The 17222-nt window shown below is 72.1% G+C and carries 16 protein-coding genes; 8 read left to right on the top strand and 8 right to left on the bottom strand.

Annotated features, from left to right (window positions below):
* Positions 1–52: 52 nt before the first annotated feature.
* Positions 53–1339, bottom strand: coding sequence for a DUF4032 domain-containing protein (locus F9C41_RS39790; RefSeq protein WP_155392022.1), 1287 nt, complete (start codon positions 1337–1339; stop codon positions 53–55).
* A 122-nt stretch (positions 1340–1461) separates the two neighbouring features.
* On the opposite strand from F9C41_RS39790, the gene F9C41_RS39785 reads away from it, so the two are divergent.
* The 3 genes from F9C41_RS39785 to F9C41_RS39775 all read left to right on the top strand — a co-directional run bounded on the left by F9C41_RS39785 (position 1462) and on the right by F9C41_RS39775 (position 4968).
* Positions 1462–2784 carry a trypsin-like serine peptidase gene (locus F9C41_RS39785; RefSeq protein WP_155392021.1) on the top strand — a complete coding sequence of 441 codons (1323 nt, stop codon included), beginning with the start codon at positions 1462–1464 and terminating at the stop codon, positions 2782–2784.
* A gap of 162 nt (positions 2785–2946) precedes the next feature.
* Positions 2947–3621, top strand: a complete 675-nt coding sequence (locus F9C41_RS39780) for a phosphatase PAP2 family protein (RefSeq protein ID WP_155392020.1) — start codon at positions 2947–2949, stop codon at positions 3619–3621.
* Positions 3622–3750: 129 nt separating this feature from the next.
* On the top strand, positions 3751–4968 hold the full coding sequence (locus tag F9C41_RS39775) for an APC family permease (RefSeq protein ID WP_155392056.1): 1218 nt from the start codon (positions 3751–3753) through the stop codon (positions 4966–4968).
* 3 nt (positions 4969–4971) lie between these two features.
* On the opposite strand, the gene F9C41_RS39770 is transcribed toward F9C41_RS39775, so the two are convergent.
* The 7 genes from F9C41_RS39770 to F9C41_RS39740 all read right to left on the bottom strand — a co-directional run bounded on the left by F9C41_RS39770 (position 4972) and on the right by F9C41_RS39740 (position 10494).
* Entirely contained in the window at positions 4972–5295 is a 324-nt protein-coding gene (locus tag F9C41_RS39770) for a type II toxin-antitoxin system PemK/MazF family toxin (protein ID WP_155392019.1), read from the bottom strand.
* The gene (locus F9C41_RS39765) at positions 5292–5624 is read right to left on the bottom strand and encodes a hypothetical protein (protein WP_155392018.1); all 333 of its coding nucleotides are present in this window, start codon (positions 5622–5624) and stop codon (positions 5292–5294) included. The genes F9C41_RS39770 and F9C41_RS39765 overlap by 4 nt, the downstream gene beginning before the upstream one ends.
* Positions 5625–5633: 9 nt before the next feature.
* A complete protein-coding gene (locus tag F9C41_RS39760) occupies positions 5634–6593 on the bottom strand; it encodes a 1-aminocyclopropane-1-carboxylate deaminase/D-cysteine desulfhydrase (RefSeq protein WP_230690371.1) in 960 nt (319 codons plus the stop codon).
* A 33-nt stretch (positions 6594–6626) separates the two neighbouring features.
* The gene (locus F9C41_RS39755) at positions 6627–7472 is read right to left on the bottom strand and encodes a class II fructose-bisphosphate aldolase (protein WP_155392017.1); all 846 of its coding nucleotides are present in this window, start codon (positions 7470–7472) and stop codon (positions 6627–6629) included.
* The gene (gene nagA, locus F9C41_RS39750; RefSeq protein WP_155392016.1) at positions 7472–8563 is read right to left on the bottom strand and encodes an N-acetylglucosamine-6-phosphate deacetylase; all 1092 of its coding nucleotides are present in this window, start codon (positions 8561–8563) and stop codon (positions 7472–7474) included. Before nagA ends, F9C41_RS39755 begins: the two co-directional genes overlap by 1 nt.
* A 117-nt stretch (positions 8564–8680) precedes the next feature.
* Complete coding sequence (locus tag F9C41_RS39745) at positions 8681–9622, bottom strand: ROK family protein (protein WP_155392015.1); 942 nt, start codon at positions 9620–9622, stop codon at positions 8681–8683.
* The gene (locus F9C41_RS39740) at positions 9619–10494 is read right to left on the bottom strand and encodes an SIS domain-containing protein (protein WP_155392014.1); all 876 of its coding nucleotides are present in this window, start codon (positions 10492–10494) and stop codon (positions 9619–9621) included. The genes F9C41_RS39745 and F9C41_RS39740 overlap by 4 nt, the downstream gene beginning before the upstream one ends.
* A 189-nt stretch (positions 10495–10683) precedes the next feature.
* Here F9C41_RS39740 and F9C41_RS39735 point away from each other — a divergent pair, with 189 nt between their 5' ends.
* The 5 genes from F9C41_RS39735 (at position 10684) to F9C41_RS39715 (ending at position 17130) form a co-directional block, all read left to right on the top strand.
* The gene (locus tag F9C41_RS39735) at positions 10684–11469 is read left to right on the top strand and encodes a DeoR/GlpR family DNA-binding transcription regulator (protein WP_155392013.1); all 786 of its coding nucleotides are present in this window, start codon (positions 10684–10686) and stop codon (positions 11467–11469) included.
* 121 nt (positions 11470–11590) lie between these two features.
* Positions 11591–12583 carry an ABC transporter ATP-binding protein gene (locus tag F9C41_RS39730; RefSeq protein WP_155392012.1) on the top strand — a complete coding sequence of 331 codons (993 nt, stop codon included), beginning with the start codon at positions 11591–11593 and terminating at the stop codon, positions 12581–12583.
* A 64-nt stretch (positions 12584–12647) separates the two neighbouring features.
* Positions 12648–13628 carry an ABC transporter permease subunit gene (locus tag F9C41_RS39725; protein ID WP_155392011.1) on the top strand — a complete coding sequence of 327 codons (981 nt, stop codon included), beginning with the start codon at positions 12648–12650 and terminating at the stop codon, positions 13626–13628.
* Positions 13629–13782: 154 nt separating this feature from the next.
* Positions 13783–14184: a DUF3263 domain-containing protein gene (locus F9C41_RS39720; RefSeq protein ID WP_155392010.1), complete on the top strand. Its 402-nt coding sequence runs from the start codon at positions 13783–13785 to the stop codon at positions 14182–14184.
* Between the two features lie 99 nt (positions 14185–14283).
* Entirely contained in the window at positions 14284–17130 is a 2847-nt protein-coding gene (locus tag F9C41_RS39715; protein ID WP_155392009.1) for an alpha/beta fold hydrolase, read from the top strand.
* Positions 17131–17222 lie beyond the last annotated feature (92 nt).

Genomic DNA, 17222 nt, shown 5'->3' with positions numbered 1-17222 from the left:
CCGGCGCGGTACGGAGCGGTGGGGCCGGTCGGGCGCGGTGGGGCCGGTGGGGTCAGCGGGGGGCGGGGTCGAGGTCGTCGTCCTCGGTGATGTCGTCGTCGGGGATGAGGTCCGGGTCGGGCTCGTCGTCGGGGTCGTAGCCGAGGACGGCCTGCTCGTCGGGGCGGTGCACCAGCACGTCGTTGAGGAACGACTGCACCGCGGGGGCCAGGCCCACGTCGCGCCCCGCGTTCTCGCTCAGCGTCCAGCGGTGCTCGATGATCTGCACGAACAGCTCCGGCGGCTCCAGCTTGCCGCGCAGGTGGGCCGGCACCGCGCGGATCACCGGCTCGAAGACCTCGACCAGCCACCGGTGCGCGGCCTGGGACTCGTCGGGCAGGTCCTCGGACTCGGCCCGGTAGGCGTCGAGGTCGTTGAGCAGCGCGCGGGCCTGGTTCTCCTCGGCGTCGAGGCCGGTCAGGCGGAGCAGGCGGCGGGTGTGGTGACCGGCGTCGACGACCTTCGGGCGCAGCATGATGCTGCGGTGCCCGCCCTCCTCGACGACCGACATCGACACCTCCTCGACGTCGAAGCCGAGTTCGTTGAGGCGGCGGATGCGCTTGTCCATCTGGCGGCGGGTGTCGGTCTCGACGGCCTGCTCATGGGTCAGCTCGTGCCACAGCGTCTCGTAGCGGCGCACCACCTCGTCGGAGACGTGCTCGGGGTCGATGCCCTCGTGCAGCAGGCCCGCGGCCTGCAGGTCCAGCGCCTCGCCGAAGATGTTGGTCCGGGCGATCTCCAGGTCCTCGCCGCGCTGGCCGGGGGACAGCCGCAGGTGCAGCTGGCCGGTCTCGGCGTCGACCAGGTACGCGGCGAACGCGCCCGCGTCGCGGCGGAACAGGGTGTTGGACAGCGAGCAGTCGCCCCAGAAGAAGCCGAGCAGGTGCATGCGCACCAGCAGCGCGGCGAGCGCGTCCAGCAGCCGGTTCATGGTGTCGGGGCGCAGCGTGTGCGAGAACAGCGCCCGATACGGCAGGGAGAACTTGAGGTGCCGGGTGACCAGCACCGGTTCGAGGTGTTCGCCGTCGGCGGCGATGCGGTCGGCGACGATCGCGACGGCCTCGACGGAGGGCGCGCTGATCCGTTCCAGCGCGCGCAGCAGGTCGTACTCCCGCTCGGCGATCTTCTCGCGGGTCTCCTTCACCGCGTACACGGTGCCCTGGAGTTTGACGAAGCGGACCACGTGCCGCGAGATGCCCTGGGGCAGTGCGACCAGATGGTCGGCCGGCCACTCCTCCAGTGGAGTGGACCAGGGTAAATCGATCAGGGCAGGGTCGACTAGGGCCGAGGTGATCCGCACGCGAACAGCCTACGGATTGGCCCACACCTGCCGCGAATCCTCTTTTCAGCCGATGCACCGGCCGAAGCGCTGCGTCGTTGCACGTAGGGAGCTTGTCCGGAGTCGTTCAGGAGGCTGGTCGCATGCGCCGTACGGTCGCGCTGGTGATGGGAATCTCTGCCGTGTTGGCGCTCACCACGGCGGCGGGCGCCGCGGTGCTCGGCGAGGGATCCCCACCCGCAGCCGGGTCGGACGCCGCCCGATCGATGGTCACCGCGGTGCAGGGCGCCGAGTCCCCGGCCGCGGGCGAGGTCGTCGCCCCGGTCGCGGCGAAAGGCAAGGACGCGACGGTACGCCAGGCCGGCCGGGCCGAGGCGGGCCGGCTCGAAGCCGCCCACGCGGTGCTCGGCTACCTCGACGCGGACCGCAGCGCCACCCTGCGCTATCCCGGGGCCGAATACGTCAAGGTGCACTTCTCGCAGCTGCTGCTACTTCCCGGCGACTACCTGACGGTCAGCGACCCGAAGCGGGCCGAGGTGCACCGCATCGACGGTGACGCCGTCGGTTCGGTGCTCGGCACCGCGGGCCGCTGGGCGATGTCGGTCACCGGGGACACCGCCCTGGTCGAGCTGCACAGCTCGAACCTCGACCTGCTCGGGCTGGGCGGCGCCGTGGCGCGGCTCGGCGTAGTGATCGACAAGGTGAGCCGCGGGCACACCGAGCCGGAGCGGGCCGCCGCGTCGGAGTCGTACCAGCGGGTCAAGCGGGATGCGGCGCGCACCGGCCGCGAGGAGACCATCTGCGGCTCCGACCAGAAGGCCGACGCGGTCTGCTACCGGACCACCGAGCCGGTGGTCTACCGGCGCTCCAAGGCCGTGGCCCGCATGCTGATCGGCGGCGTCGAGTTGTGCACCGCCTGGCGGGTCGGGCCGCGCAACCTGCTGCTGACCAACAACCACTGCGTCGCCGACAAGAGCGAGACCACCGACGTCGAGGTGTGGTTCAACTACCAGTGCGCCGAGTGCGGCGGCTTCGACGTGTTCCGGCCGACCAAGGTGTGGCTGAGCGAGCTGGTCACCACGGACCGCACCCTCGACTTCAGCCTGTTCTCGGTGACCGACTTCGACCTGGTGCAGAAGTTCGGCTACCTGGAGCTGGACCTGCGCCGCCCGGACAAGGGCGAGGAGCTCTACATCCCGCAGCACCCGGCCGGTGCGCCGGCGATGGTGGCGATCAGCAGCGACCGCGACCGGGCCGGCAACTGCGCGGTGGAGGACAGCGACTACGACGGGTACGCCAAGGACACCGACATCTCCTACTACTGCGACACCGAGGGCGGCTCGTCCGGCTCGCCGGTGCTGTCCCGGCGTACGGACAAGGTCATCGCGCTGCACCACTTCGGCGGCTGCCCCAACTCCGGCGTCCGCATGGAACTGATCAACAAAAAACTCGCCGACCTCCTCTGACCGCCCACCCGGCCTCGGGGTGATCATGAACTTATGGCACGGGTCGACGGCGTGTCGTCGCCATAACTTCATGATCACCTTGGGGTGTGGGCGTGGTGGAGATCGTGTGGTGGGGCGGTGCAGGCGTGCCGGGTCATCGGGGCGGTCAGGCATAGTGGGCCGGTGCGGATTCCGACGCGGCGGCTGAGCCGGTTCGACAGCTGGTGGTGGGACGTCACCCTGGTGGCGGTGCTGGCGCTGATCACAGTGCTGGCGGCGCGCGGCGTGACGGAAGGGCTGGACCTGGGCGTACGTGACTGGGTGCAGAGCCACCAGCCCGGCTGGGCGCACGTGATCGCGCGGGGGCTGAACTACCTCGGGCAGGGCTGGCTGGTGATGTGGATCATCACGGGCTCGCTGACGGTGACGCTGCTGGTGCGCACCCGGGACCTGCGGGTGCTGCTGCCGGGGGTGACCGGGTTCCTGCTGACGTACCTCACGATCGGGCCGCTGAAGCTGTGGACGCACCGGGACGCGCCGAGCAGCGGACTGCCCAACGCGGTGGAGCTGTTCAATCCGCTGGCGGTGGTGTACTCGAACTCGTACCCGTCCGGCCACGTGGTGAATGCGATCGTGTGGTGGGGCGTGATCGTCATCCTGGCCTCGCGGCTGTGGCGGCTACCGCCGACGCTGGTGCGCTGGATGCGGGTCGCGCCGCCGGTGATCGTCCTGTGCACGACGACGTACCTGTCGCACCACTGGGTCACCGACGGGCTGGCCGCGCTCGCCCTGGGCCTGCTCCTGGACCGGATCATCCACCGGATCGACTGGGACGCGATCCTGCCGCCCGCCCGCTGACACCCCGCGGCATTCGTGCTGACCTCGGCGTTCTCCGTCGGAAGGTTAAGAAGGTGCCCCTCCTATACACACAGCGTTAAGAAGGTGCCCTTCCTTTCTTCGACGGGGGCGGGCTAGCCTGCGGGCGTGATCTCGACGTTGGCGCGGCGGCTGGGGCTTGGTGACGCCGTCGTCATCGGGCTGGGGGCGATGCTCGGCGCCGGAGTGTTCGTCGTGTGGGGTCCGGCGGCGGCCGCCGCGGGCACCAGCGGGGCGTTACTGACGGCCTTGCTGATCGCGGCTGTCGTGGCGGCGTGCAACGCGACGGGGTCGGCGCGGCTGGCAGCCCGGTACCCGGAGTCCGGTGGTACCTACGTCTACGGGCGCGAGCAGCTCGGGGCGTTCACCGGGTTCCTGGCGGGGTGGGCGTTCGTCATCGGCAAGACGGCGAGCTGCGCGGCGATGGCGCTGACCATCGGGTACTACCTGTGGCCCGCGTACGCCCGGCCGGTCGCGGTCGCCGCGGTCGTGCTGCTGACCCTGATCAACATTCGGGGGGTCGCCAAGACGGCCGCCGCGACCCGGGTGCTGGTCGCGATCACGCTGCTGGTGCTGGTCACGGCTGTGGCCGTGGGACTGTGGGGCGGCGGTGCTCCGGAAGCCGGGGCGGTCGGTCCGGCGGGTCCGTTCAACGCGGCCGGGCTGCTGTTCTTCGCGTTCGCCGGGTATGCCCGGATCGCCACGCTCGGCGAGGAGGTCCGCGACCCGGCCCGCACCATCCCGCAGGCGGTGCCGGTCGCCCTCGGCGTCGTGCTCGCGGTCTACCTCGTCGTGGCGCTGACCTGTCTGTCCGTGCTCGGGCTGCCCGCGCTGGCCAGGTCCACCGCGCCGCTGGCCGACGTGGTGGCCGCGGCCGGAGTGCCCGGGCTGGTCCCGGTCGTGCGGATCGGCGCGGGCATCGCGGTGTGCGGGGTGCTGCTCAGCCTGCTGGCCGGGGTCGGGCGGACGATCCTGGCCATGGCCCGGCGCAGTGACCTGCCGAGCCGGCTGTCCGCGGTGCACCACCGGTACGCCACCCCGTGGCTCGCGGAGCTGGCCATAGCCGCGGTGATCATCGCGGTGGTGCTGGCCGCCGATGTGCGTGGCGCGATCGGCTTCTCCAGCGTCGCCGTGCTGACCTACTACGCGATCACCAATGCCGCCGCGTGGACGCTCGGCGGCCCGAAGCACCTGCGCGCGGTGGCGGCGCTCGGGCTGATCGGCTGCATCGTGCTCGCGATGACCCTGCCCGAGCCGACCGTGCTGGCCGGGGCGGGGATGCTCGCCGCCGGCGTGCTGGCCTACGCCGTCAGCCGCCGCAAGGGCTGACCGTCAGAGCGCCAGCGCCGCGCGCAGCCCCACGTTCACGGCGGCCATCGTGTATGGGCCGAGCGCGCCCGCGGGCGTCGGCAGTTCGTCGCGCCAGAGCTTCTCGACGTCGTCGCAGAGGGCCCAGCCCGCGAGATCTCCACAGTCCTGTCCCAGGGCGACCACGGTCTCGATGTGGGTGTTCCGGTTCGTGGTCGTGATGCGCACGGCGAGCACGGTGGTCAACGCGCGGTTGCGTCGGTTGTTGCTGACGACGGCGAACGGCTTGTGGCCGAGTTCTGCACCGAGGTCGACGAAGTAGACCTCGCCGCGGACCGGAGCCCTCATCGGCGCTCGCCGGACGCCGCGGACTCCTCAGCCGTCCACTCCGCCACCGAACGGGCGCGGCGCTCCCGGTGGGCTGCCCGCTCCGCCGTCGCCTGGCCGTTGTGCCAGGTGGCCATGTGCTCGTAGCCGATCTCCAGGCAGATGTCGCGCAGGGTGGCGTCGGCGACGTCGAGCATCGCCCGCAGCCGTGCGCCCTCGCTGGTGAGATCGGGCGTCTGCCCGCGCTGCGCATACCAGAGTTCCAGGGCCTTGCGCAGCACGGACTCGGTGCCCAGCTCATGCACCGTGTCGGCTACCCCGTCGGTGACGGTGACACTCAAGCGCTTCATTGCACCAGGCTATGCACCACGATGTGGTGCGTCAAGCGGTGCGGAGCCGGTGATGACCGCGGCGAGGCGGGTGCCGGGCGGGAAGGCGCCCTGTCCGGCCAGGTCGAACAGGGCGGCCAGGAGCTTGCCGGTGTAGATCGGGTCCAGGGCCAGGCCGTGGCGGCGGTGGAAGTCGGCGACGAAGGCGTCGAGCTGCGGGGTGCGCTTGGCGTACCCGCCGAAGTGGTGGTCCAGGTCGATCCGCCAGTTGTCCGTCGGCGCGCCGAACGCCTGGCGCTGGAGTTCGGTCACCTCGCCGGCGAGGAAGCTCGCGCCCTTGAGCACGGCCACGCCGAGCGCGCGACGCGTCCCGGTCAGGCCGCCCGCGAGGCCGGCCAGGGTGCCGCCGGTGCCGACCGGGCAGCAGAGCACGTCGTACGCCGCGTCGATCTCGGCGGGCAGCTCGGCGCAGCCGCGCACTGCGAGGGCGTTGCTGCCGCCCTCGGGGATCACGTAGCAGTCGCCCCAGGCGCGCTTCAGTTCGGCGAGGACGGCGTCGGTGTGCTTGCGGCGGTAGGTGTCGCGGTCGAGATAGGCCAGGGTCATGCCCTGGGCGGCGGCGTACGCCAGGGACGGGTTGAGCGGCAGGTGCTGCTCGCCGCGCACGATGCCCACGGTGCGCAGCCCGTGGCGGCGGCCTGCGGCGGCGACCGCGCGCAGGTGGTTGGAGTAGGCCCCGCCGAAGGTGAGCAGCGTGCCGAACCCCTGCTCGCGTGCCGCCGACAGGTTGTACTTGAGCTTGCGCCACTTGTTGCCGGGCAGTTCCGGATCCACCAGGTCGTCGCGCACCAGCAGCATCGCCACCCCGGCGCGGTCGAGCCGCTCGTCACGCAGCTCGCGGACCTCCGGAGCCCGCCGGCCGTCCGGCGCGGGCAGCCGCCCGGCCTCGGTCGAGGCGGGCGTGGCTGGTGGGCGGTCGGAACGCGTCACGCCCACCAGTCCACGCCTGTTCGCCGAGCAGGTCTAGAGCAGGGTGAGGAAGTGCCGGACCGTCGCGGACATGGCGTCGCGGGCCGGGCGCAGGTACTTGCGCGGGTCGACGAGTTTCGGGTCGCCGGACAGGACCTCGCGGACCGCGGTGGTGGCCGCGATGTTCAGGGCCGTGCCGATGTTGATTTTGACGAGGCCGCCGGTGACGGCGCGGCGCAGCTCGGCATCGCCGACCCCGGAGGAGCCGTGCAGGACCAGGGGGACCGTGACGGCCTGGCGCAGGGCGGCGATCAGGTCGTGGTCGAGGGCGGCGTCGCGGCTGGTCATCGCGTGGGAGGAGCCGACCGCGACGGCGAGCGCGTCCACGCCGGTCTCGGCGACGTAGGCGGCGGCCTCGGCCGGGTCGGTGCGTGCGCCCGGGGCGTGCGCACCCAGCGGCGGCGCGCCGTCCTTGCCGCCGACGGTGCCCAGCTCGCTCTCCAGCCACAGGCCGTGCTCGTGGCAGAACTCCGCGGCCGCCCTGGTCGCGGCCACGTTCTCCGCGTACGGCAGGGTCGAGGCGTCGAACATGACCGAGGAGAAGCCGTGCTCGGGCGCCTGGTCCAGCAGCGCGACCGACTCCACGTGGTCCAGGTGCAGTGCCACGTCGACCGAGGCCAGCTCGGCGACGGCGCGGGCGGCGGCGGTGATCGGGCCGAGCCGGCCGCCGTGGAACTTCACCGCGTTCTCGCTGATCTGCAGGATGACCGGGCGGCCCGCCGCGGCCGCCCCGGCGGTGATCGCCTCGGCGTGCTCCAGGGTGATCACGTTGAACGCGGCGACGCCGGTCCCGGCGGCGGCCGCCTCGGCGACCAGCTTCCCGGTGGAGACCAGGGCCATCAGATCCACTCTCCCGACTTCATGACGCGGACGACGCGCAGCTCGGCGTCCAGCTCGACCAGGTCCGCGCGGAGCCCCGGACGCAGCGCGCCGAGCTCGCCGGACAGTCCGATCGCGCGGGCGGGCGTGGTCGCCGCCATCGCCGCCACGTCCGTGATCGACAGTCCCGCGCCGAGCGCCTGGCGCACCGCGGCGTCCATGGTCAGGGTGCTGCCGGCGATACTGCCGTTGGCCAGCCGGGCCACCCGGTCGGCGACGGTCACGGTCAGGCCGCCCAGGTCGTACTCGCCGTCGGGCATGCCCGCCGCGGTCATCGCGTCGGTGATCAGCGCAGCGCGCGCGCTGCCCGCGCTGTGCGCGGCGAAGGCCAGGGTGCCGTCGTGCAGGTGTACGCCGTCGGCGACCAGTTCGCAGACGACGGTCGGGGAGTCCAGCAGCGCCACGATCGGGCCGGGCTCGCGGTGGTGCACCGGGCGCATGCCGTTGAACAGGTGCGTGCCGACCGTCGCGCCCGCGTCGACCGCGGCCATGACCTCGGCGTACGACCCGTCGGTGTGCCCGACCGCGGCGACCGTGCCGTGCTCGGCCAGCAGCCGGATCGCGTCCAGCGCGCCCGCCCGCTCCGGCGCGATGGTGACCATGCGCAGCGCGCCGTCGGCGATCTTCAGGATCTCGGTGAGCTCGTCGAGCGACGGGTCGCGCAGGAACTCGGGGTTCTGCGCGCCGCAGCGCGCGTGCGACAGGTACGGCCCCTCGAAGTGCACGCCCGCCAGCACACCCTCGGCGACCAGCGGCGCGTATGCCAGCACCGCGTCGCGCATCAGCTCGAACGGCGACGACACCAGGCTCGCCAGCATCGTGGTGGTGCCGTGGCGCAGGTGGAACGCGGCAGCCTCGCGGGCCTGCGCGGCGTCGCCGGTGGTGAAGGTGAAGCCGCCGCCGCCGTGGTTGTGGATGTCCACGAAGCCGGGCAGGACCCACCGGTCCGCGGCCGCCGGGCCGGGCTCGACGGAGGCGACGCGGTCGCCGTCCAGGCGCAGGGAACCCTCGACGACGCCGTCCGGGGTCACTATCCGTCCGCTGACGGTCATGCCTTCTCCTCGCTGCGCTCGTCGGCGGCATAGTTGAGCCTGTTGATTCGCTCGCGATGCTCGCTCATGCGTGCTCCTCGTCGTGCTCGTCGGCGGCACGGCTGCCGATCCGCTCGCTCATGCCTGCTGCTCGCTACGTTCGAGCAGGTCCAGGGCGATCAGGGCCGCGCCGAGGCTGCCTGACTCGTCGCCGAGTTCGGCGCGCACGATCTCCGGTACGCGGTGGAAGGTGACCTTCTTACCCAGCGCGTCGCGCAGCGGGGCCAGCAGCGTCTCGCCGGACTCGGCCAGGCCGCCGCCGATGACGACCAGTTCCGGGTCGTACAGCGCCTGGCCGGTCAGCAGGCCGTCGGCGAGCGCGTCGACGGTCTCCGCCCATACCTGGTCGGCGTGCTTGTCGGTGCCCAGCCGTCCGGCGACCTGCGCCGCGGTGGCGGGGCTGCCCGCGAGCTCGGCGTAGCGGCGCTCGACCGCGCTGGCCGACGCCAGCGCCTCCAGGCAGCCGCGCAGGCCGCAGCCGCAGAGCGGGCCGCCGGGGCGCACCACGATGTGGCCGATCTCCCCGGCCGCGCCGTGCGCGCCCGACATGACCGTGCCGTCGACGACGTGCGCGGCGGCGATGCCGGTGCCGATCGGGATCACCAGCACATGCTTGCGTCCCCGGCCCGCGCCGAGCCGGGCCTCGGCCAGGCCGCTGGCCCGCACGTCGTGGCCGACCGCGGTGGGCAGGCCGGTGCGCGCGACGATCTCGCGGCGCAGCGGCACATCGCGGAAACCGATGTTCGACGAGTACGTCGCGATGCCGTTGGCCTCGTCGACGATGCCGGGCACGACCACGCCCGCGCCGACGGGCCGCCAGCCGCGTTCAGTGGCGGTCGCGGCCAGTCCCGCGGCGACGTCGAGGATGGTGCCGAGCACCGCCTGCGGCCCGCGCTCGCGGCCGGTGGCGTGGCGTTCGGTGTGGCGCACCCGGTGGGCGACGTCGACCAGGGCGCACTTCATGCCGGTGCCGCCGACGTCGATGGAGACGACGACGTCATCAGGCTGGTGCGCGGTCATGACAGCACTACCGAGCGGGTCAGGTGGCGCGGGGTGTCGGGGTTCAGGCCCTTGTGCTCGGCCAGGGCGACGGCGAAGCGCTGAGCGACGATCAGGTGCGCGGCCGGGTCGATCGACGGGTCGTGCACGAAGGTCGCGCCGGTCGCCTCGACATCCTCGCGCAGGCCGGGCGGGACCTCGCCGAAGGCCCACACCGCGCGGCCGGTGGTGCTGATCGAGATCGGGCCGTGCCGGAAGTCCATCGCCGGGTACGCCTCGGTCCAGAAGGTCGCCGCCTCGCGGCACTTCAGCGCGGCCTCCTGGGCCAGGCCGTTGGTCCAGCCCCGGCCCACGAAGGTGACCTGCTCGATGGTCGCCGGGTCGAGCGGCAGCGGCAGGTCGAGGGCGCGCTGCGCGTCGTCGGCGGCCTGGGCCAGGTCCTCGCCGAGCGAGGCGCGCAGCAGGGTGAGCGCGCTGGTGGCGAAGCGGGTCTGCACGACGGACCGCTCGTCGGCCCAGGGCAGCGCGATCACGTCGCGGGCCAGCGTGACCGCCGGCGTGTCCACGTCGCCGACCAGCACCGTGCTCCGGTCACCGGCCTTGCGCAGGATGTCGAGGACCTCGGTGGTGGTGCCGGACCGGGTGATCGCGATGATCCGGTCGTAGGGCCGGTCGATCGGGAACTCGCTGCCCGCGAAGGCGTCGGTCTCGCCCTGGCCGGCGGCCTCGCGCAGCGCGGCATACGCCATCGCCATGAACCAGGAGGTGCCGCAGCCGACGACGGCGACGCGCTCGCCGGGGCGGGGCAGCGCCCCGGTCACCTCGGCGGCCTGGGTCACGGCTCGTCGCCAGAGCTCAGGCTGGCTGTTGATCTCTTCGGCGACGTACGTCATGAGGCGGGCTCCTCCAAGCAGGCGTGCGCGGAACGGCTCGAAAGTAAGGGTTTTCGCGCGCTATTCTGCGTGACGCCTCGGGCGATGGCAACTCAAGAGTCACATACGCGCAGCACATCGCGTTGCATGGGCTGGTTTCGCGCACTAGTGTGCACGCATCCGCTCAGAAATCGCGCAAACGGAGGTTCGGTGGACCGGTACGCCCGCTGGAACGCGCTGCTGGAGCTGCTCACCGATTCCGGCCGGGTGACCGTCGAGGAGGCCGCCGCGCGGCTGGACGTCTCGCAGGCCACCATCCGCCGCGACTTCGACCAGCTCGCCCAGCAGCAGATGATCACGCGTACCCGGGGCGGCGCGGTCGCCAGCGGCGTCTCGTACGACCTCCCGCTGCGCTACAAGACCGCCAAGCACTCGGCCGAGAAGCAGCGCATCGGCACCGCCGCCGCCGCCCTGGTGCAGCCCGGCATGGTGGTCGGCCTCAACGGCGGCACCACTACCACCGAGGTGGCCCGGGCCCTGGCCGTGCGCCCCGAGCTCAACTCGGTCTCCGAGGGGGCGCAGCTCACCGTCGTCACCAACGCGCTCAACATCGCCAACGAGCTGCTGGTCCGTTCCCGGATGAAGATCGTGGTGACCGGCGGCGTGGTGCGCCCGCAGTCGTTCGAGCTGGTCGGCCCGCTCGGCGGCGGCATCCTGCGCGAGGTCACCCTCGACCTGGTGCTGCTCGGCGTCAACGCGATCGACGTGACGCTCGGCGCGGCCGCCCATCACGAGGGCGAGGCGGCGATGAACTCGCTGATGGTGGCCCGCGCCAAGCGCGTGGCGATCATCGCGGACTCGTCCAAGCTCGGCAGCCACGCGTTCGCCCGGATCTGCCCCGTCGAGCGCATAGAAACCCTGGTCACCGACTCCAACGCCGACCCCGCCGCGGTCGCCGCCTTCCGCGAAGCCGGCCTCAACGTCATCGTTGCCTGACCCCTGTCCGTAGGGGTTTCCCTACGGGGTGCGGTTGTGAAGAAACCGGGAAGATCAGGGCTGCGTCTCCGGGTGCATACCCCGTAGGGTGCGGAAGTCACTGATACCTAGGAGGTCGCCCGTGACCGCTGTCTTGGAGATCCAAGGCCTGCGTAAGACGTACCGAGCCCGGGGTGGCCCCCGTCGGGCGCTGGACGGCTTCGAGATGTATGTGGAGGCCGGACAGGTCCACGGCTTCCTGGGGCCCAACGGCTCCGGCAAGACCACCACCCTGCGTACGCTGCTCGGCCTGATCAAGCCGGACAGCGGCGAGATGCGCATCCTCGGTCACGAGCTGCCGCGGCTGCTGCCCGAAGTGGTCGGCCAGGTCGGCGCGATCGTGGAGAGCCCGCAGTTCTTCGGGCACTTCACCGCGCGCGACACGCTCTCGCTGCTGGCCGACGCGGGCAACCTGCCGCAGTCGCGGGTCGACTGGGCGCTGGAACTGGTCGGCCTGCGCGAGCGGGCCAAGGAGCGCGTCAAGACGTACTCGCTGGGCATGAAGCAGCGGCTGGCGGTCGCGTCGGCGCTGCTCAAGCAGCCGAAGCTGCTGATCCTCGACGAACCCGCCAACGGCCTGGACCCGGGCGGCATCCGCGAGATGCGCGACATGATGGCCACGCTGTCGGCCGGTGGCATGACCGTGGTGCTGTCCAGCCACATCCTCGGCGAGATCCAGCTGATCTGCGACAGCGTCACCATCATCTCGCTGGGCCGCCGGGTGGCGGCGGGCCCGGTCGCCGAGGTGCTGCAGGCGCACTCGTCGGGTCAGTTGCGAGTCGCCCTCGAGACGCCGGCAGACCTCAGCGCCGCCGCGCAGGTGCTCGTCGCCGGCGGGTTCGACCTGAAGGCGAACGAGGACCACCTGCTCATGTCCGGCGTGGACAAGCCCGCGCTGGTCGCGCGGCTGCTGGCCGAGCGGCAGCTCTACGTCAGCGAGCTCACGCCGGTGACGGCCGACCTCGAAGACGTGTTCCTGGAGCTGACCGGCACCGCCCCGGTGCCCGGCCAGGTCCGCTCGGTCGATCAGAGCGTGCGGCCGGAGCTCACGCCGCAGAACGGGGTGGGGGCATGAGCGAGCTACGCGAGCGAATCAGCGGGCTCGGCGATGCCGCCGACGAGCGCAGCGAGGAGAAGGCATGAGTCTGGTACGCGCTGAGCGCCGGCGGTTCTTCAAGCGGCGGCTGACCCGCTGGCTGGTGCCGATCGGCATCCTGCTCCTGACCGGCATCGCCACCGCGCTGTTCTTCGTGCACAGCAAGCCGACCGCCGAGGCGCGCGCCGCCGCGGAGGTCCGGGCCGAGCAGGCATATCAGCAGGAGCTGGGCTACTTCGAGCAGTACAAGGCGGAGTGCGAGAAGCACAACAACGGCCAGCCGTGCCAGGGACCGGGGCGCGAGAACTTCCCGGTCGAGAACTTCATGCCGCCGTCGTTCGACTTCAAGGGGATGTTCCAGCCGCTGCTGCTGATCTGGGCGTCGATCATCGGGATGATCGCGTTCGTGCTCGGGGCGACCTTCATCGGGGCGGAGTGGGCCTCCGGGTCGATGATGAACCTGCTGACCTGGCGCCCGAAACGGATGTCGGTGCTCGGCACGAAGCTGACCGTGCTGCTGGGCTCGGTCACCGCCATCGCGTTGACCACGCTGGCGCTGTGGACGGCGGCGTTGTGGGCCACCGGTGTCTATCGAGGCACGACCGACGGTCTGACCTCGGGCGTATGGCAGTCCTTCGGGCTGTCGGCGCTGCGGGGCCTGGCGCTGATCCTGGCCTTCGCGGTGCTCGGCTTCGGTCTGGCCTCCATCGGGCGGCACACCGGCCTGGCGCTGGGAGTGGCGCTCGGGGTGGTCATCGTCGGCCAGATCGGCCTGCGCATCGTGCTGGAGCTGGCGGGGGTGAAGTTCGCGGACCAGTACCTGGTGCCGATGCACATCTTCGCCTGGATGGACAAGGAAGCGGTGCTGCAGGACTGGTCGGGCGCGGTGAGCTGTGACCAGAACGGGTGCAACGCGCCCGAGATGGTGCTGACCTGGCAGGGCAGTGGCTCCATCGCGCTCGGCGTGATCGCCGTGGTGCTGGTGCTGGCCTTCTGGCAGATGCGCCGCCGCGACATCAGCTGACCCGCGGAACTTGGCATACGGCCGGGCGGCCGGGGTATCGGATACTCCGGCCGCCCGGTCGCTTTTGTGGCACAGCAACCCTGATCACAGGTCTTTCGTTGATCACGACAGCACACCTAGACTCGTGGGACGTGGCCCATGGGGAGGGGACAAAATGGAGCAGATCAGACAGCGTTCGCGAGCCGACGGCAGCGACCTGGAGGAACTGCCCCTGATCCCGGCTCCCCGGCGCGAGCCGTCCCCGGTCGACCTGGCCCCGCCGGCCGAGCGCGACGACGAGGTCGACTCCGACCTGCCCGCCGCGGTCGTGGTCACCGAGGACGAGGCGCTGTCCGAGCGCGACCGGCACATCCTCGCCTTCGAGAAGAAGTGGTGGCGCCACGCCGGGGCCAAGGAGCAGGCGATCCGCGACCAGTTCGAGGTCTCCGCGACGCGTTATTACCAGCTGCTGAACGCGCTGCTCGACAACCCGGCCGCGCTGGAGCACGAGCCGGTGCTCGTCGGCCGGCTGCGGCGGCTGCGCGGCAGCCGGGCCCGCACCCGCAGCACGCGATAGAAGCCTGAACTCCACCCGCACGCCGGCTGAAAGAACTCTCAGCTTGCGTGGGGGTTGTCCCCGATGGGTCCGCCGGTGTCGCGCCGTACTGTGGCGGTCATGCGCGCGCTCGCGGCCCGAGTACGGGCGAAGATCAACAGACGGTGGATCGCCGGAGGTGTCGGCGTCGTGCTGCTGGCCGGGCTGGCAGCCTGGGCGGTGTGGCCCGAGGACCCCGGCTACCGCACGGTCGACGAGCGGGTGTCGGTGCGTACCGGCCCGCTCGGCGACCAGGACGTCAGCCTCGACACCCGGCTCTACCTGCCCGACGGCGCGTCCGCGGGGAACAAGGTGCCCGCGCTGCTGCTGGCGCACGGGTTCGGTGGCACGAAGGAAAGCGTCGCCCTCGACGCGCAGGACCTGGCCGGGCTCGGGTACGCGGTGCTCACCTGGACCGCGCAGGGCTTCGGCGCGAGCACCGGGCAGATCCACCTGAACTCCCCGGACTACGAGGTCCGCGACGCCCAGCGGCTGCTGGACCACCTCGCCAAGCGGGACGACATCCAGCTCGACGCGTCCGGTGACCCGCGGGTCGGCGTGCTCGGCGGCTCGTACGGCGGCGCGCTGTCGCTGCTGCTCGCGGCGCAGGACAAGCGGGTCGACGCGATCGTCCCGATGATCACGTGGAACGACCTCGGCAAGTCGCTGTTCGCGCAGTCCGCGGCCACCACCGACGACGGCGTGTTCAAGCAGGCCTGGGCCGGCGTCTTCTTCAGCTCCGGCATGTCCGGCGGCCGTGGCGGCGGTGGCGGCCTGGACCTGGAGTCGCTCGGCGCGAACGGCGAGGCGCCGGGTGAGGGCGGCGAGGCGCCGGGCGCCGGCGGGGCCGGTCCGGCGAACCTCAACCCGCAGTGCGGCCGCTGGGCCGCCGACATCTGCCAGACCTACCTGCGCGTCGCGGCCGCCGGTCGGCTCGACGCGGACTCGCGCCAGCAACTGGCCGCGCGCAGCCCCGGCTCGGTGCTCAACCAGATCAAGGCCCCCACGCTGCTCATCCAGGGCCTGGCCGACTCGCTGTTCCCGCTGACCGAGGCCGACGCCAACGCGCGCGGCATCGCCGCGAACGGCACGCCGGTGCGGGTGGCCTGGTTCAGCGGCGGCCACGACGGCGGCGACGGCCCGCAGTCCGACGCCGACCGGCTGAAGTTCCTGACCGCGCAGTGGTTCGACCACTACCTCAAAGGCAACGGCGAGGCGCCCGCGGCGAGCTTCACCTATTCGCGCATCACCGGGCTGGACGCGGTGGACCGGGGCACCATGGCGACCGGCTACCAGATCACCGACTATCCGGGTCTGACGGGGCAGAGCGCCGTGCAGGTGCCGGTGAGCGGCGGTCCGCGTACCGTCGCGAACCCGCCCAACGGCACCCCGGCCGCGCTGTCCTCGCTGCCGGGCACGGGGTCGGGCGCGCTGTCGAGCTTCGTCAACGGCGTCGTCAGCGACCTGCCCGGCCAGCACGCGCGCTTCGAGTCGGCGCCGCTGGCGCAGGCGGTGAGCGTGGTCGGCACGCCGAGCGTGCAGATCCGGGCGGCGTCGCCGACCGGTGAGGCGGTGCTCTACGTCAAGCTGTACGACGTCGACCCGAACGGCTCGGCGGCGCTGAGCATGGGCCTGATCGCGCCGGTGCGGCTGACCGGCCTGCCGACCGCCATCGACCAGGCGCGACCGGTGCAGGTGACCCTGCCGGGCATCGTCCGCGAGTTCGAGGCGGGCCACCGCCTGCGGATCACCATCGCCACCGCCGACCAGTCCTACCTGGGCCTGGCCGCGCCGGTCGACTACACCGTGGCGGTCGGCCCGGCCGACGGCGGTGGGCTGGTCACCCTGCCCACGGCCCCCGGGACCCCGATCGCCACCGCCGACGCGCTCTGGCTGTACGTGCTGCTCGGCCTGGTCGCGCTGCTGGCCGTCGGGCTGGCGATCGTGATCGTGGTGGCCCGGCGGCGGCACCGGCGGGTGGACCACTCGGTCTCCGCCGCGCACGCCGACACCCCGCTGTGGGTGCGTGGCCTGCGCAAGACGTACGGCGACTTCGTGGCCGTGGACAGCATCGACTTCACCGTGGAGCGCGGCCAGGTGGTCGGCCTGCTCGGCCCGAACGGCGCCGGCAAGACGACCAGCCTGCGCGTGCTGATGGGGCTGACCCAGGCCACCGCCGGCGAGGTGCTGATCTTCGGCCACCGGCTGGCCCCGGGCGCGCCGGTGCTGTCCCGGATCGGCGCGCTGGTCGAAGGGCCGGGCTTCCTGCCGCACCTGTCCGGCGAGCAGAACCTCGCCGCATACTGGCGGGCCACCGGCCGGCCGTGGGAGGAGGCCCGCTTCGACGACGCGCTCGCCATCGCGGGCCTCGGCGACGCGGTCAAGCGCAAGGTCAAGAACTACAGCCACGGTATGAAGCAGCGCCTGGCCGTCGCCCAGGCCATGCTCGGCCTGCCGGAGCTGCTGGTGCTCGACGAGCCGACGGACGGGCTCGACCCGCCGCAGATCGCCGAGATGCGCCGGGTGCTGCAGCGATACGCCTCCGACGGCCGGGCCGTGCTGGTCTCCAGCCACCTGCTGGCCGAGGTGGAGCAGACCTGCACCCACGCCGTCGTGGTGCACAAGGGGCGGGTCGTGGCGTCCGGCCGGGTCGACGAGATCGTCGGGGACAGCCCGACCACGCTGCTCGACGTGACCGACATCGACCTCGCCAGCAAGACCCTCGACCGCCTCGACGGGGTCACCGGGTACGCCGTCGACGGCGAGCGCACGCTCGTGGTGGACCTCGGCGACGTCAGCCGCACCGACGCGGTCTCCGCGCTGGTGCGGGCCGGCGTCGGCATCGACCGGGTCACGCCGCGCCGGCGGCTGGAGGACGCGTTCCTGGCCCTGGTGGGCGACTCGACGGCGGGAAGCGGGGACCGATGAGCGAGCGACTCGGCAAGCCGGAGACCCCTGCCGTCGACGTGCACAGCGAGGAGAAGGCATGACCGAGCGCAGCGAGCGAATCAGCAGGTTCG

This window comes from Catellatospora paridis, from assembly GCF_009720365.1.
Lineage (GTDB): Bacteria > Actinomycetota > Actinomycetes > Mycobacteriales > Micromonosporaceae > Catellatospora > Catellatospora paridis.
The sequence above is the reverse complement of the archived record's forward strand: the minus strand, read 5'-3'. Positions and strand labels throughout refer to the sequence as shown.

Coding starts and splice junctions, on each gene's coding strand:
- F9C41_RS39725 (WP_155392011.1), top strand. CDS start 12,648: ATGAGTCTGGTACGCGCTGAGCGCCGGCGGTTCTTCAAGCGGCGGCTG.
- nagA (WP_155392016.1), bottom strand. CDS start 8,563: ATGACCGTCAGCGGACGGATAGTGACCCCGGACGGCGTCGTCGAGGGT.
- F9C41_RS39785 (WP_155392021.1), top strand. CDS start 1,462: ATGCGCCGTACGGTCGCGCTGGTGATGGGAATCTCTGCCGTGTTGGCG.
- F9C41_RS39745 (WP_155392015.1), bottom strand. CDS start 9,622: ATGACCGCGCACCAGCCTGATGACGTCGTCGTCTCCATCGACGTCGGC.
- F9C41_RS39765 (WP_155392018.1), bottom strand. CDS start 5,624: ATGAAGCGCTTGAGTGTCACCGTCACCGACGGGGTAGCCGACACGGTG.
- F9C41_RS39770 (WP_155392019.1), bottom strand. CDS start 5,295: ATGAGGGCTCCGGTCCGCGGCGAGGTCTACTTCGTCGACCTCGGTGCA.
- F9C41_RS39715 (WP_155392009.1), top strand. CDS start 14,284: ATGCGCGCGCTCGCGGCCCGAGTACGGGCGAAGATCAACAGACGGTGG.
- F9C41_RS39740 (WP_155392014.1), bottom strand. CDS start 10,494: ATGACGTACGTCGCCGAAGAGATCAACAGCCAGCCTGAGCTCTGGCGA.
- F9C41_RS39720 (WP_155392010.1), top strand. CDS start 13,783: ATGGAGCAGATCAGACAGCGTTCGCGAGCCGACGGCAGCGACCTGGAG.
- F9C41_RS39755 (WP_155392017.1), bottom strand. CDS start 7,472: ATGGCCCTGGTCTCCACCGGGAAGCTGGTCGCCGAGGCGGCCGCCGCC.